The following is a 13,766-nucleotide window of genomic DNA, read 5'->3' as shown; positions in this document are numbered from 1 at the left end:
AGGAGATCAAATGGCAGACTTTCATCAAAATGGCAGCGTTGCGACGCTTCATAACCTGACCCGCGTGCCGTTGGAGGAAATGGAACGCCAGCTTCGGGAGTTTGCAACCCGGCGAAAAGTGACCCTCATTCTGCCTTCTCTGTTTTCAGAGCTGGAACGCGAGGCGCTTGCCAAAATTGTCGATGAACTTGCTGGTGCCGACTACATCAACCGCATCATAATCGGCCTTGATCAGGCCACTGAAGAACAATACCGGTATGCGCAGAAATACTTTTCGCGCCTGCCGCAACGGTTCGATATCTTGTGGAATGATGGTCCGCGTCTGAAAGCCATACACAATCATTTGGCCGAAGCTGGTCTTGCGCCCAAGGAAGCCGGTAAGGGGCGGAATTTCTGGTACTGCATCGGCTATGCGCTTGCAGCGCAGGATTCAGATGTGGTTGCCCTGCATGATTGCGACATCATTACTTATTCACGGGAAATGCTGGCGCGGCTGATCTATCCGGTCACAAATCCTGCTTTTCCCTATCAATTCTGCAAGGGCTACTATCCGCGTATCGCCGATGGCAAGCTGAATGGCCGCGTCACCCGTTTGTTGGTATCGCCATTGCTGTTGTCCATTCAAAAGGTTTGTGGTCATCAGGATTATATCGAATATCTGAAGGGTTTCCGTTATCCGCTGGCGGGCGAATTTGCCATGCGAACCAGCATATTGCCTGACATCCGCATTCCATCCGACTGGGGGCTGGAAATTGGTGTTCTGTCAGAGGTCTGGCGCAATCTTTCAAACCGATCTGTGTGCCAGGTCGATATTTCTGACGCGTATGATCACAAGCATCAGGATTTGTCCAAAGATGATGCCACTCGCGGCCTGTCGCGCATGTCGACGGATATTTCAAAAGCTCTGTTCCGCAAGCTGGCAACCGATGGCGTGGTGTTCAATCAGGAGACATTTCGAACCATCAAGGCGACCTACTATCGGACTGCGCTTGATCTGATCGAGATGTATTACAATGATGCGCTAATCAACGGCCTTTCGATTGATCGCCATCAGGAAGAGGAAGCTGTGGAACTCTTCGCGGCTAACATTGTGGAAGCGGGCCACATGTTCCTGGAAAACCCCATGGAAACACCCTTCATTCCAAATTGGAGCCGCATTCAATCCGCTGATCCGGACTTGTTGAGGCATCTGCTTGAGGCCGTCGCAGCTGATGGCATGGATTATAGGGCTTAAGGAGCGGATTGCAGCACGGTGTCTGTTTTCTCGTCAGGGGCGTAAAGAGCTAAGCCATTATCACCGGCAGGAAAAGGCAGGACTAAGCCTACTGCCGCAAAACTGGCGTTGATCATCTGGTGGTTCGAGCCTGATTCATCCACACTGTCTGGCTGAATTTGGTCTGTTCCAACCATGCAGGGTAGGCGGCGCCTGTTGGCTGCGTTTGGGCGTCACGCAGAAGCTGAACGTAGTTTAGCATGCGCCATTTATGCTGTTGGTGGTTCAGATATTTGAGGGATTCGTATGGGGATTTTGTTGGTTTTATCGGGAACCGTATTTGGTCTGCAGATTCTAAAATACTTGATCATTTGTCCGACGTGATTTCTCTATTTGGGTTCAGGCCTGAAACACAAAAAATCCCTCAGTCTTTCGCTTCTTCTTCACCACAGGACGTCGCATAGCTTGCCAAGGAAACCCCGAAATCATCACCGCCAATCGCACGATTCAACTCGTTGAAAAAGTCTGCGTAATATCTTTGGTGGGCTACCGCTGTATCGCAGCGAAAAGTGTCTAACAGTTGTGCGTCACAAATGTTGGAAAGGCGACACAGATACAATGTTTCATAATAGTCGTTTAGGCGAAACAACGCGGTTGATAGCTGCTCCGCACCGGAATAGGTCTTCATGGCAGATCTGACAAAGCCGCGATACTCGCGGTTTGAAACAACATTGTGTTCATCGGTCGATGAGATGAATTCCGGATAGTTTCGCCAAAACCTGGTGAGTTCTTCACGCGCGTCGATCATAGAAGAACCAGAAAAATCGCGAACGACACGTAAACTTTCAGCACGTGCGCTTAAGTCTCTTGTCAGAGCCTGGTCAGCAAAAAACTTCCAGACGCCAAATGCAGCTATGCCAGCAGCAAAAATCTTCAAGCCAAGGTCGATTTTGTCTTTTAGTTCCACGTTCAGTTTCCAACCGTTATCTTGCACTGGTCATAGAGAAGCGTCAGAGCTTTCGCGGTCTGGGGAATTTCCTGGTTGATCAGACATTCGAACTCGGCGATTGAAAATGTCAGCAGCATATCAAACTGTGCAGCGTCAGATACACCAAACGATGGGTTCTCATTTCGCGACACAGCCCGGATGGGATCGGCGGGTATGATTGGACAATGATCAACAGCGATGTAGATCAGACCGCGTCGTTGTGACTGCAAATAACCTTCAGCATTATTGGCTATGCATTGCCATCGTTCAGCAGCCAAAATGTAGTAATAATCATCCGCTACAGCGATGTTTATCATGTTGTTCAAGGCGATTACTGACACAATCAAAAGTCGTATGAGCATAACAATCCCTTGCGTGCTTAGGCAATACGATTAGCATAAGACCCGCTTACGTTGAAAAGCAAGGAGGGGAGCAGATGCTGCGCTTGATAATTATTGGATTGTTGGTGGTATGCGGTGGTCTAACATTCATGCGGTCAACACTTGCAGGTGAACTTACCTATCCAAATACCGAAGCTTGTGATGCCAAATTCACGGGTGAAATAGACGCTCGGGATCTTGGAGCGTTTAAAAAATTTGCTGACGGCGCGGGATATGAACCGCTCACTTTATGCCTTGATAGCCCTGAAGGTGGAGATCTTTCAGTCGCCCTTGAAGTGCTCGATATGATTTGGACGGCCAATATCGACACTGCCATCTTGCCCGGCGATGGTTGCGCTTCCGCTTGTGCACTCATTTTTATCGCCGGTGGTAATGTACAAGGGACTGACCTTACAAGACAGGTGGAACGCAACATGCACGCCGGGGCGCGATTAGGCTTTCATGGGCCTTCGCTCGATTTACCACCTGGACGCAGTCAGCGCACGGAAGTCGTTGTGGAAGCCTATAATTCGGCCATTCAAGTTGCTGCAGAGCTGTTTAGTATCAATCAGATAAAGGAACGCAGGGAGGTTATTCTACCGGACTTCCTGTTGTCCATGATCCTCCAAACCCCTGCTGAGCGCATGTATTGGATTGAACATGTTGGCGACGCAATTCTATCAGATGTCAGGATAGTTGGAATTCAATATCCAGAGGTAAACAGCAAGGCAGCGCCTAACCTGATCCGCAACATATGTGCAAATACTCTGGCCACATTTCCTCCGAAGGACAGCTATTATGCAACCACGCCTACTGCTCCAGAACACTATCAACTGACTATAAATAGCAGCCTATATCTGGATGACGACAAAGAAGAGAATCTGAAAAATAATTGGTTCGTGGATCAACTGGATGTTGAATTTGAAATTGGTACGGATGGGTCTCTTCTCGGAGTGTCTGGCCCTTTTTGGTCTGGCAGCAAATATTACGAGATTTATTGCATCGTGTCGGTCTCAAAAGAAATTGAGGGCGACGAGTGGTATGGCACTGGTGTTGCTGCCACACTAGTTGAAAGTTATCCTGAAAACTCAATCGAGCATCCATCTGATGTATCTGATGAGGCTTGGGGAGGAACAATCCCGTTGCCGGCTATCTATGCATATCATCCTGGCACCATGATTGATGATCTGCCGCGGGTAAATGCCAACTCGGCGTTGGCATCAGTTGATCCATTGGGCCAAGAAGACATGTCGTCACTCTCTGAGGTCTACGCCCGCGAGTTTCGTATGTTCTCCGGATTTGATCTTCTGATGGATGATAGTGAGGACCTTGAGCGGCACAATGATGTTTCGATGGTTGAGTGTTTGGACAAGTGCGAAGCTGCAGGCTCCAATTGTATTGCTGTAACCTATGATCGCTGGAACCAGGTTTGTTTTCTCAAGGATTGGCCCGTCGGAGATCTCGTGAGGAATTCCAAAGCTGACACGGTCGTTCGGCGTATTTCGCAGCGCTACATGCGTTTATCGACCCTGCCTATCAGGACTTATTTACTTGAGGATATGTCGTTCCAGCTCGATGGCAGTTTTGAGCGTGTGACCACTGAGAATGCAAAGGACTGTTTGCAGATTTGCGTGCAGTCAGATCAATGCGAAGCTATTGACTACAAGGAAGGCCAATGTGTTTTGCTTGATCGCCCGGGCGCATACGTGAAAGGTGGGGCTGGCACGGTAGCGGGGTTTTTTGAGCAGCGATAATTGGAGGAACCAGGCCTTCCGGATTGGGACATGTATTGTCGGCAATGAGAATTCGGTTGCCGCGTTGCCGGAGCCGTTTTTCGAGATGGTTTGTCAGTGCGCTGCCCGCACCACGGGTTTGGCTGGAAGGCAGAACTGCAATTGCCAGCATGTTCCAGGTCCTTTCAGTTAATGCCTCCGGGGTGGCATAGCAAAAGCCGATTGGAGTGCCGTCCAACTCGCAAGTGATCCAAATGTCATTGCTGTCATCTGATGACAGGAAATCAGCGATCATGTCTGGCAGCATGTCGCTTGGGAACAGCTCCGTCTGGTCCAATACGCTTTGCAGGGGCTTGATATGTGCAGCTGTTGGTGAGCCGTGTTTTCATGATTTGGTGTTTTTCGCCTTTGTAACTGCACAATGCGTGGGGTTCGGCCGCTGCTGTTTATAAACAGCCTTTATCATATGAAACCCTGAGCCTAATGTGTCACCATATACTCTGCAGAATTGCAGACAGTATTGAAAAGGTTTGAGGGCAGGAAATGGGATCACTTCGATACGACACTGGCATGCAGGTTCGTCGTGCGGTTCTGGGCGATGCCCATGTGGACCGGGCCGAGGCTGACAAAACGGCGCTTGATGCGCCGTTTCAGGAATTGGTCACAGAGACTGCCTGGGGGCATGTCTGGTCGCGTCCGCAGTTGAACCCGCGTGAGCGGTCAATCGTCACCATTGCCTTGCTGGCGGCGCTCGGACATGACGAGGAAGTAGCCATGCATGTGCGGGCAACCGCAAATACCGGAGCCAGCAAGGATGATGTGTGCGAAGCACTGATGCATGTTGCCATTTATGCCGGTCTGCCAGCGGCCAACCGCGCTATCAAAATTGTCAAACAAACGTTCGCTGAAATGGACGCTGAGCAGACCGATACGGCAGCTGAGGAGGGCTGAACATGCCAAAATCCGGGGAGGAGGGCTTGTCTGGCTTCAACCAGCGTGACCGGCATTGGCATCCGGATGCTTTTACACCCGGATACCGCAGCACCATTTTGCGATCACCGAAACAAAAGCTGGTGATGCTGGAGCAGTCCTTGTCTGAGACCACAGGGCCTGTCTTCGGACAGAACGAACTTGGGGCGCTGGATCATGATTTGATCCAGAATTTTGCCAAGCCGGGTGAAAGCGCGATTGGTGAGCGTATTATTGTGCATGGGCACATACTGGATGAAAATGGCCAGGGCGTGCCTGGCGCTTTGCTGGAAGTCTGGCAGGCGAATGCGGGCGGGCGCTATCGGCATAAGAATGACAGTTATCTGGCGCCGCTGGACCCTAATTTTGGCGGTTGTGGACGGCTGTTGTCAGATGAGAATGGCTATTATGCGTTTAGAACCATCAAGCCCGGGCCTTATCCATGGCCTAATGGCGGCAATGACTGGCGACCGGCCCATATCCACTATTCCCTGTTTGGCAGTGGCTTTGCGCAGCGCCTGATTACGCAAATTTATTTTGAGGGTGATCCTCATATTGTTTTGTGCCCCATCGTCAATGCAATCAATGATCCGAAGGCGATTGATCAACTGACCGCACGTCTGGATATGGAGCATACAGTGCCGATGGATATCAGAGCCTATCGACTGGATGTGATATTGCGCGGGCGCCAATCCACTTTGTTTGAAAACCGGATGGAGGGCAATTGATGGCACATTCATTCCTTTTGAAGGAAAGCGCATCACAGACCGCCGGTCCTTATGTTCATATTGGCTGCACCCCAAATTTTGTCGGTATTTCCGGTGTCTACGCTGAAGATCCGGGTCTTCGTCTGCTCTCAGACAGAACCAAAGGTGAGCGCATTCACATCCGTGGGCGGATTTTTGATGGGGCGAATGATATCGTGAAAGACGGCCTGATTGAGACTTGGCAGGCGGATGCAGAGGGTCTCTATAACAGTCCTGAGGAGACCCGTGGCACAGCAGACCCGGAGTTTGCAGGTTGGGGGCGTCAGCCGACTGATCTGGAAACCGGATATTTTGCCTTTGACACCATCAGGCCGGGATCCGTGCCGGCCTCTGACGGGCGGATGCAGGCACCCCATATCTCATTTTGGATCGTTGCGCGGGGCATTAATCTGGGTCTTTCGACGCGGCTTTACTTTGCAGATGAACCGGAAGCGAATTCTGCTGATCCTGTGCTGGCCAGCATAACCGACCCAAAGCGCAGAGAGACGTTGCTTGCGGGCCGGGAGGGTGACAGCTATTTGTTTGACATACATCTTCAGGGCGCGCTGGAAACCGTGTTTTTTGATGTTTGAGCATGCCTTACTCGGGGAGTTACTGGGGGATGAAGCTGTTTCGACAGCGTTTTCCGGCGAAGCTTTTCTGGCGCATTTCTGCCAGTTTGAAATTGCTCTGACAGACGCGCTTGGCGCGCAGGGTCTGATAGACAACAAAAGCGCTTCTGCGATCATTGCCGGATGTCGGTCCTTCAAGCCGGACATGCAGAAGATCCGCACGGAGACGGTGATTGATGGCCTTGCGGTTCCTGCATTTGTCCGTGAGCTCAAGACCCATATTGGCGATCCGAATCAAACAGATGTTCATTTCGGTGCGACCAGCCAAGACCTTTTAGACACAGCGCTGGCGCTTAGCCTTAAAGGTATAAACAAGAAATTCGCCCTTGATATCAGCGCTTTAAATGAATTTCTGCAGAGTTTGATTCACGCCTATGGTCAGAACGGCATGATGGGACGCACACGCATGCAGGCAGCGCTGCCAATCAGTGTAAGCGACCGCGTCAGGGCTTGGCAGGCCCCGTTGGAGCGGCACCTGATCCGGTTGGAAAAAATTGATTCGGCGATCTGCGTTCTGCAACTGGGCGGTGCGGTTGGAACCAATCATGTGTTTGGTGAAAAAGCGGTCGCAATTGCAGACGACATGGCCGCTTCCCTTGAACTCGGCAATCCTGCAAAACAGTGGCACACGGAACGTGATAATCTGGTCGAATATGCAAACTGGCTTTCAATGGTCACCGGTACGCTCGGCAAAATGGGGCAGGATTTCTGCCTGATGGCGCAGCAGGGCATTGATGATGTGGTTTTGAAGGGCGGCGGCAGTTCTTCCGCCATGCCTCACAAGCAAAATCCGATTGCAGCAGAAACGCTTGTGACACTGGCCCGGTTCAATGCGGTTCAAGTTTCGGCCATGCATCAGGCGCTGGTTCATGAACAGGAACGCTCTGGAAGCGCCTGGGCATTAGAATGGATGATCTTGCCCAACATGTGCGAAGCCACAGCCTGTGCTTTGAAAACCGCCAATCGTTTGACGGGGCAGGTGTCCGGTATGGGGCACGCGTGTTGAGCGTGATCAAACCGGATCGGTCGGCGCAATCAGGACTTTTTAAATGCGGTATTCAATCAAAGCTGGTTGCGTGGCCTTTTTTCAGAACATTCAGCCCGGTCTCGATTAGTTCTTTCAAACAATCCAGATCAATGCTCTCAAGGCTTTTCAGATAAAGACAGGATTTGCCAAGCTTGTATGGGCCAAGCCTTTGCAGCATGGCGTCATAGTTCTGATAGCCCGGCATTATGTAGATGGTCGGTCCGCTTTTTCGTGGGCTGAAGCCGGTCGCCATATAAGTGCCCTGATCTCCATTGGAGCGGTAATAGGTGTATTCGCCAAACCCGATGATGGAGCCACCCCACATTTTGGGGGCAACGCCTGTGATTTCCTCAAACAGCGTGAGAAGCTGTTTGCTGTCTGCACGCAGACCTGCATCCTCTATCGTGCTGATAAAGGCCTGGACGCTGGCCTCGTTTTTTTGGGTCTTGAGCTGTACTTTCTTGGCCATGAGACATGATAAAGTTAAACGATGGAGGTGCGCAATAGTGCGACACCTCTTATGGCTTGCACCACGTACGGTTTCAAAAACGCTTTTGCAGTTACATGCAACTGGAACAGGTGAACGTCCTAACCGCCTATTTACTTGGCATTTTTCGGCTTCACATTAAGTCTCTGCTAACGCTCTTTACGAGCCTGTTCTTTAACAACAGGCGCGTATTTGTCTTCCCTAGACGTGAACTTTCTGGCGTCAAAAAAACCTGCGAGGGAGACCGCATGCGTTCGATCAGGACATTTTGTACTTTCACACTGGCTGCAATGACTGTGGCGGTTTGCGCAGTGCCAGGGTCTGTGAGCGCCATTGAACCGGCGGTCGCGGAGAGCGCTCCATTACCGGGCACAACCGTTACAGTGGTTGGGGACGATGGCACAATTGATGTGTCAGTTGCGGAATTGGAAGCAATCGGTCTGATGCGTGTAACAACCGTCTCGCCATGGGAAAAAGGCGAATTGGTTTTTGAAGGCATTCTGTTTCGTGACTTCCTGAAAAAGGTCGGCCTTGATGATGCCGAAGAGGTTCTGGTGAGAGCAACAGATAATTACACACAAACCATCCCGCGATCGGATTGGACAGACGGTCCGCTGCTGTTGGCAACGCGTCAGAATGGGAAGCCCTTGACCCTTCGCACCCAAGGGCCGGTTCGTCTGGTCTATCCAATTTTGGATCACCCTGAATACGATACGCCAGTCCACAAACGTCGCTGGGTCTGGGCGATCACGTCCATTGAGCACATGCAATAAATTTCTCAAGGGTTGGAGGTTCGTATTTTAAAGAAATTTCCAAAAGATGTCAGCAAATCCGGCGTTCCACGCAGGCGACGGCTTGCTGCCAAAATTGGCGCTTCTTTAGGAGCAGCCTTGGCCTGCCTGTTTGTGATTATGGTTGTGTCAGGAACACTGCGCCAGGTCAGCAGCGAGTTGCCGAACTACGGTTTTTATTCCATTCGTGACCTTCACATAATGCTGCGGGATACCACAGCTCTGGGAGATGCGGCTGCTGGCGCCCGTCTTGCGCCCGCAAACCAGGAGAGCTTTGAGCGGCTGTCTGAAGCCAATGACCTGGCCTACATCCGCTTCGTCCGGGTGAACCGCGATGAGACGATCAGAAGTCTTCCAGAATATGGCGAATTGGTGGACAGCATAGCACGACAAATCGAAGCCATAGATGTGGTTCTTGCCAACGGACTGCCATTTGATCCGCCAACGCTTTTGCGCATTGAGAACGAGATCAGCGAAATCGAGAAGCAAATGAACGAGTATTATTACTCGTTCGGAACTGACACAAATACAGCATTGGCCCATCTGCAATCCATATTGGGGGAATTGTGGTGGGAGATCATTGCCTCGTTGCTGGCACTCTCGGTAGTTTCAATCGGTTCTGCGCTTCTTTTGGTCAATCGCCACGAAGTCCTGGCTGCCGTCAGATATCTTGCGTCACATGATCAGACAACAGGCGTTCACAACAGGAACTGGATGTCGCTCAACGGGCAATTTTTTCTCAAGGAAGCACAGAGAAACAATCATTGCGTCAGCGTGGCACTGATTGATCTGGATCACTTCAAGGGCATTAATGATACTTATGGCCATCACATTGGAGATCAGGTTCTGGAAGCCGTGGGTGACACGCTTCTGAGGTTTGCTGAGACGCCCAATGTCAGGGCCTGTCGCATTGGCGGGGATGAGTTTGCGATCATCGTCTCATGTGAAGAAAAGGATGATGCGCACGCCCTGTTTGCAGAATTGTCTGACGCGCTTAATCAGCATGTCGAAGTTGAGACACACCGGCTTAGAATTGGCGCGAGCATTGGTACAGCCAGTTTTCCAGAAGATGGTCAAGACCTTGAAACATTGCTCAAGAATGCTGATCACGCAGTGTACGCAGCCAAAGGAAAAGGGCGCGGCAGGGTTGTCAGATTCTCCAGTGAGATTCTAAGTCAGGTCAATACGCGCTCCAAGCTGGAAAGTCGTTTGCAATCTGCCATGAAAAACAATGAGCTTTTCATTGTCTGGCAACCGCAATTCAGGCTCGCGACTGGCCAGATCACAGGGCTGGAAGCCCTGGTCAGGTGGCGTGATCCCGTGAATGGTAACATCATTGCGCCATCTGAGTTCATACCACTTGCAGAACGCAGTGATCTGATACTCGGGCTCGACCGATATGTTTTGCGAAAAGCGTGTTCTGACGCCGTTGATCTGCTGTCAATACAACCTGATTTGAGATTTGCCATAAACCTGTCCGGTAAGAGCTTTCAGGATTCTGGGCTGCCCTCCTACCTGAAGGCCATCCTCGATGAAACTGGCCTGTCGTCGGATCGTGTCGAGATCGAAATTACCGAAAGTGTGTTCATCGGAAACCGGGCTACATCGGATAAGGTCTTTTCGGCGCTTGTCGATATTGGTGTCAAACTTGCGGTTGATGATTTCGGGACAGGCTACTCCAATCTGGCTTCGCTTGCCGAGCTTCCACTGGACCGCATCAAGATTGACCGATCCTTCATCAAAGACGCCGAATTGCATGAAAAAAAGAGAAAGCTTGTTCTTTCGATACTCGCTTTTGCCAAGTCGCTTGATATCGATGTTGTTGCAGAAGGCGTTGAAAACAACGAACAGATGGAATTGCTCATTCGGAACCAGTGCGAGTTTGCGCAAGGTTTTTATCTCTCCCATCCGCTGCCCATGGAAAAACTTGAGACCTATCTCTTTCAAATTGGTCATTCTTCCCAGAATGAGATCAGGGATACAGCATGAAACGCATCCGTTTCTGACCAGGGCCTGAACCCAATTCAACCTCTCAATTAACTCCCGCCATAGACCAGAACAAAGCTGCGTGCCGAGCCGTTAGAGCCGATCCATGAAGCATTTGCGCATGGCGGCATTTATCTTGCCAAGCCAAGCAAACACGAACTGGAACTATACGCAGGCCATAAGCTTGATGAAACCGGTCTGCGCGAGGTTGCTACCGCTTTGATTGCCAGGGGCGTGGTTGAGAACCTTGTTGTGAGCCTTGGTTCTGATGGTGCGCTTCTGGCGCATGCCGACGGTGTTGTTCAACTGCCGTCACCTGCAGTCAAAGTGCGTTCGGCGGTTGGTGCCGGTGACAGCTTTGTCGGGGCCATGATTTGGGGGGTGTCTCAGGGCAAGCCAGTGACCGAGGCATTCCGGCTTGGTCTGGCTGCCGGGGCCGCTGCTGTCATGACGCCGGGCACGGATCTGTGCCGCCATCAGGACGTTCAGATGCTTTTTGGTAAGCTCAAGTAGGCGAGGGCGTAAGCGTTGATTGCTACGTTGTTTTTGCAGCGACGTTCCTGATAAGGTCGTATTGATATCAGGCGAGAGAGCGCAAATCTGGATGAAAAATGACTGGAGTAGACATGAATGATTTTCCTCAAAATGGCACCTTTCTGGGACGTGTGTGGGACGCAGATGCGAAGGGGCCCAGTGTTGTCACTCTGCGGGACAATCATTTGGTGGACATAACATCGGCCGATGCGCCTTTGGTTCGTGATATTTGCGAAATGGAAGACCCGCTGGGCTATGTGCGCAGCGCGTCCGGCACCACTCTTGGGTCCCTTGAGGACTTTTTGGGGCGTTCGCCGGGTGATCCATCTCAATCCCACCTGCTTGCTCCATGCGACTTGCAGGCGGTCAAAGCCTGCGGGGTCACGTTTGCCAATTCCATGGTCGAGCGCGTGATTGAAGAGCAGGCGGCAGGTGATCCTTCAAAGGCGTTGGCCATTCGCGAACGTGTTACCGGCCTCATCGGCACCAGCCTGAACAATGTGGAAGCAGGTTCGGAACAAGCGCAACAAATCAAGGAAGCGTTCATCCGTGAAGGGATTTGGAGCCAGTATCTGGAAGTTGGCATTGGACCCGATGCTGAAGTTTTTTCGAAGGCACAGGTGCTTTCATCCGTCGGTTATGGTGCGGAGGTGGGCCTCCACCCGATTTCCAAATGGAACAATCCCGAGCCGGAGGCAGTCCTCGTGGTTTCATCAGCGGCACGTATCGTGGGGGCCACATTGGGCAATGATGTCAATCTGCGCGATGTTGAAGGGCGGTCCGCCCTATTGCTTTCAAAAGCCAAGGACAACAACGCCTCATGCGCCATCGGGCCATTCATCCGATTGTTCGATGAACAATATGATCTGGATGATGTCCGCCAGATGGACCTCCAGATGACGGTAAGCGGCGAGGACGGTTTTGAACTTGAAGGGCTTTCATCCATGAGCCAGATCAGCCGTGATCCGCAAGACCTGGTGACGCAGACCATTGGTCGACATCACCAATATCCGGACGGTTTGGTTCTGTTTCTCGGCACACTCTTTGCTCCGACAAAGGATCGAGATGTTGTTGGCGAAGGCTTCACCCACAAACTCAATGATGTGGTCTCCATCAGCAATGCTGATTTAGGGACGCTTCGCAACACAGTGAACCTTTCAACAAAATGTGCTGAATGGACCTTTGGGGTTCGAGCCCTTATGCAGAACCTCTCGAAACGCAAATTGATATAGGAAAACGAGTGATTTCGCCCAGCGAAGTTCGAGCCAAGTTCGCCGGTTCCCGAGTTCAGACCCGAGATTCTGGAGGGAAATTTTTTCGATGCTTTATGAGGCCACCACGCCCTCGGACTATTTTGACCAACTCGACGACGACGGACGGCGCGAAAAACTGCTGAGTGTCCGGGCGATCATCAAACAACAGGTACCGCAACTCAAGACCGGGCGATGTGCCCAATATTCCCCAACACGATCCATGTTACCGCGAAAGGTAGATTTAGCCTCTGCCCAAAGTCTCAGCTAGCGATCTTCACCAGCTTCATTTCCCCTTGGCAGCTGTGAGATTCTCGCCAGAAATCGGGTTCTGCCATTTTCAATATGGCTGCGTATTGCCTGCGCTGCACGCTCTGGATTTCTTGCGCTTATTGCGTCCACAATCGCCTCGTGCTCGCTCAGCCGATATTGCTGCCTTTTCGCGTGGTTTGCCGGCTCCACATTAAGGACTGCAGAAATCCATCCCTTGATGTGCCTGCCAAGTGCTATTTGGGCATCGAGAATGGCCGGATTGTGGGCAGCGGCAGCAATCGCCACGTGAAATGCGTGATCAACTTCGCCGCCGTAACCATCCATTTCCGGGCTATTCATCATCTCGCCAAGCAATCGAACCAGTTCATTCAGGTCTTCTTCGGATCGTCTCGTAGCCGCTAGACGCGCGGCTTCCTGCTCGATAGCCACGCGGAGTTCCTGCCACGCCAGGAGATCGTCGATCGAAGTGATCGGGGCCAGTTTCATTTGTTCCATAACCTGACCGGGCTGCACGAAAGTACCCTTGCCACGTACAGTCCGAACCAGACCACCAGCCGCTAACCTGGCTATGGCTTCGCGCACAACGGGCCTCGAAACACCGTGTTGTTTGGCAAGCGCATTCTCTGTTGGAAGACGATCAGCAGCCGTCAGATCTCCACCATCGATCAGGCGTGAAAGCGCGTGATAAACCACTTCAACACGGTTCTTTTTGGGGGCGGGTTCGGGCGTCTCGGGGTTCATATCTGCGGTCGCATTC

At 51.5% G+C, this 13,766-nt stretch carries 15 protein-coding genes; 10 read left to right on the top strand and 5 right to left on the bottom strand.

Features of this window, described 5'->3' with window-relative positions; genetic code table 11:
* Positions 1-10 precede the first annotated feature (10 nt).
* The gene (locus tag RAL91_RS17050; protein WP_306257454.1) at positions 11-1,234 is read left to right on the top strand and encodes a glycosyl transferase; all 1,224 of its coding nucleotides are present in this window, start codon (positions 11-13) and stop codon (positions 1,232-1,234) included.
* A 403-nt stretch (positions 1,235-1,637) separates the two neighbouring features.
* Here RAL91_RS17050 and RAL91_RS17045 read toward each other — a convergent pair whose 3' ends face one another.
* Positions 1,638-2,207, bottom strand: coding sequence for a hypothetical protein (locus RAL91_RS17045; RefSeq protein WP_306257453.1), 570 nt, complete (start codon positions 2,205-2,207; stop codon positions 1,638-1,640).
* A complete protein-coding gene (locus RAL91_RS17040) occupies positions 2,183-2,563 on the bottom strand; it encodes a hypothetical protein (protein WP_306257452.1) in 381 nt (126 codons plus the stop codon). Before RAL91_RS17040 ends, RAL91_RS17045 begins: the two co-directional genes overlap by 25 nt.
* Positions 2,564-2,637: 74 nt before the next feature.
* On the opposite strand from RAL91_RS17040, the gene RAL91_RS17035 reads away from it, so the two are divergent.
* The gene (locus RAL91_RS17035; protein ID WP_306257451.1) at positions 2,638-4,335 is read left to right on the top strand and encodes a PAN domain-containing protein; all 1,698 of its coding nucleotides are present in this window, start codon (positions 2,638-2,640) and stop codon (positions 4,333-4,335) included.
* Here the strand turns inward: RAL91_RS17035 and RAL91_RS25120 are convergent.
* Positions 4,235-4,651, bottom strand: a complete 417-nt coding sequence (locus RAL91_RS25120) for a GNAT family N-acetyltransferase (protein WP_371932431.1) — start codon at positions 4,649-4,651, stop codon at positions 4,235-4,237. The two genes, RAL91_RS17035 and RAL91_RS25120, sit on opposite strands and share 101 nt — an antisense overlap.
* Before the next feature lie 206 nt (positions 4,652-4,857).
* Between RAL91_RS25120 and pcaC the strand changes: the two genes are divergently transcribed.
* From pcaC to RAL91_RS17015, 4 genes are read left to right on the top strand one after another with little or no spacing between them, the layout of a single operon-like run.
* On the top strand, positions 4,858-5,265 hold the full coding sequence (pcaC, locus tag RAL91_RS17030) for a 4-carboxymuconolactone decarboxylase (RefSeq protein ID WP_306257450.1): 408 nt from the start codon (positions 4,858-4,860) through the stop codon (positions 5,263-5,265).
* Positions 5,266-5,267: 2 nt separating this feature from the next.
* Positions 5,268-6,011: a protocatechuate 3,4-dioxygenase subunit beta gene (pcaH, locus tag RAL91_RS17025; protein ID WP_306257449.1), complete on the top strand. Its 744-nt coding sequence runs from the start codon at positions 5,268-5,270 to the stop codon at positions 6,009-6,011.
* Positions 6,011-6,622, top strand: coding sequence for a protocatechuate 3,4-dioxygenase subunit alpha (gene pcaG / locus RAL91_RS17020; RefSeq protein ID WP_306257448.1), 612 nt, complete (start codon positions 6,011-6,013; stop codon positions 6,620-6,622). Before pcaH ends, pcaG begins: the two co-directional genes overlap by 1 nt.
* Positions 6,615-7,667, top strand: coding sequence for a 3-carboxy-cis,cis-muconate cycloisomerase (locus RAL91_RS17015; RefSeq protein ID WP_306257447.1), 1,053 nt, complete (start codon positions 6,615-6,617; stop codon positions 7,665-7,667). Before pcaG ends, RAL91_RS17015 begins: the two co-directional genes overlap by 8 nt.
* 52 nt (positions 7,668-7,719) lie before the next feature.
* Here the strand turns inward: RAL91_RS17015 and RAL91_RS17010 are convergent, their stop codons facing one another.
* Entirely contained in the window at positions 7,720-8,157 is a 438-nt protein-coding gene (locus RAL91_RS17010; RefSeq protein WP_306257446.1) for a DUF1801 domain-containing protein, read from the bottom strand.
* 266 nt (positions 8,158-8,423) lie between these two features.
* Here RAL91_RS17010 and RAL91_RS17005 point away from each other — a divergent pair, with 266 nt between their 5' ends.
* The 4 genes from RAL91_RS17005 to RAL91_RS16990 all read left to right on the top strand — a co-directional run bounded on the left by RAL91_RS17005 (position 8,424) and on the right by RAL91_RS16990 (position 12,718).
* Positions 8,424-8,948, top strand: a complete 525-nt coding sequence (locus RAL91_RS17005; protein WP_306257445.1) for a molybdopterin-dependent oxidoreductase — start codon at positions 8,424-8,426, stop codon at positions 8,946-8,948.
* 117 nt (positions 8,949-9,065) lie between these two features.
* Positions 9,066-10,955: a bifunctional diguanylate cyclase/phosphodiesterase gene (locus RAL91_RS17000; RefSeq protein ID WP_306257444.1), complete on the top strand. Its 1,890-nt coding sequence runs from the start codon at positions 9,066-9,068 to the stop codon at positions 10,953-10,955.
* Between the two features lie 75 nt (positions 10,956-11,030).
* Positions 11,031-11,465: a PfkB family carbohydrate kinase gene (locus RAL91_RS16995; protein ID WP_306262980.1), complete on the top strand. Its 435-nt coding sequence runs from the start codon at positions 11,031-11,033 to the stop codon at positions 11,463-11,465.
* Between the two features lie 113 nt (positions 11,466-11,578).
* Positions 11,579-12,718, top strand: a complete 1,140-nt coding sequence (locus RAL91_RS16990) for a fumarylacetoacetate hydrolase family protein (protein WP_306257443.1) — start codon at positions 11,579-11,581, stop codon at positions 12,716-12,718.
* A gap of 285 nt (positions 12,719-13,003) precedes the next feature.
* On the opposite strand, the gene RAL91_RS16985 is transcribed toward RAL91_RS16990, so the two are convergent.
* The gene (locus RAL91_RS16985; protein ID WP_306257442.1) at positions 13,004-13,750 is read right to left on the bottom strand and encodes a FadR/GntR family transcriptional regulator; all 747 of its coding nucleotides are present in this window, start codon (positions 13,748-13,750) and stop codon (positions 13,004-13,006) included.
* Positions 13,751-13,766: the final 16 nt, after the last annotated feature.

It is taken from the genome of Pararhizobium sp. IMCC21322, assembly GCF_030758295.1.
Taxonomy (GTDB): Bacteria; Pseudomonadota; Alphaproteobacteria; order Rhizobiales.
Note: the sequence above shows the minus strand (reverse complement) of the source record. Positions and strands in the feature narration are given on the sequence as shown.

Bases quoted from the DNA above. Each gene is read 5' to 3' on its own strand.
- pcaG (WP_306257448.1), top strand. From the start codon at position 6,011: ATGGCACATTCATTCCTTTTGAAGGAAAGCGCATCACAGACCGCCGGT.
- RAL91_RS17015 (WP_306257447.1), top strand. From the start codon at position 6,615: ATGTTTGAGCATGCCTTACTCGGGGAGTTACTGGGGGATGAAGCTGTT.
- RAL91_RS17010 (WP_306257446.1), bottom strand. From the start codon at position 8,157: ATGGCCAAGAAAGTACAGCTCAAGACCCAAAAAAACGAGGCCAGCGTC.
- RAL91_RS16985 (WP_306257442.1), bottom strand. From the start codon at position 13,750: ATGAACCCCGAGACGCCCGAACCCGCCCCCAAAAAGAACCGTGTTGAA.
- pcaH (WP_306257449.1), top strand. From the start codon at position 5,268: ATGCCAAAATCCGGGGAGGAGGGCTTGTCTGGCTTCAACCAGCGTGAC.
- pcaC (WP_306257450.1), top strand. From the start codon at position 4,858: ATGGGATCACTTCGATACGACACTGGCATGCAGGTTCGTCGTGCGGTT.
- RAL91_RS17040 (WP_306257452.1), bottom strand. From the start codon at position 2,563: ATGCTCATACGACTTTTGATTGTGTCAGTAATCGCCTTGAACAACATG.
- RAL91_RS17050 (WP_306257454.1), top strand. From the start codon at position 11: ATGGCAGACTTTCATCAAAATGGCAGCGTTGCGACGCTTCATAACCTG.
- RAL91_RS16990 (WP_306257443.1), top strand. From the start codon at position 11,579: ATGAATGATTTTCCTCAAAATGGCACCTTTCTGGGACGTGTGTGGGAC.
- RAL91_RS17035 (WP_306257451.1), top strand. From the start codon at position 2,638: ATGCTGCGCTTGATAATTATTGGATTGTTGGTGGTATGCGGTGGTCTA.
- RAL91_RS17005 (WP_306257445.1), top strand. From the start codon at position 8,424: ATGCGTTCGATCAGGACATTTTGTACTTTCACACTGGCTGCAATGACT.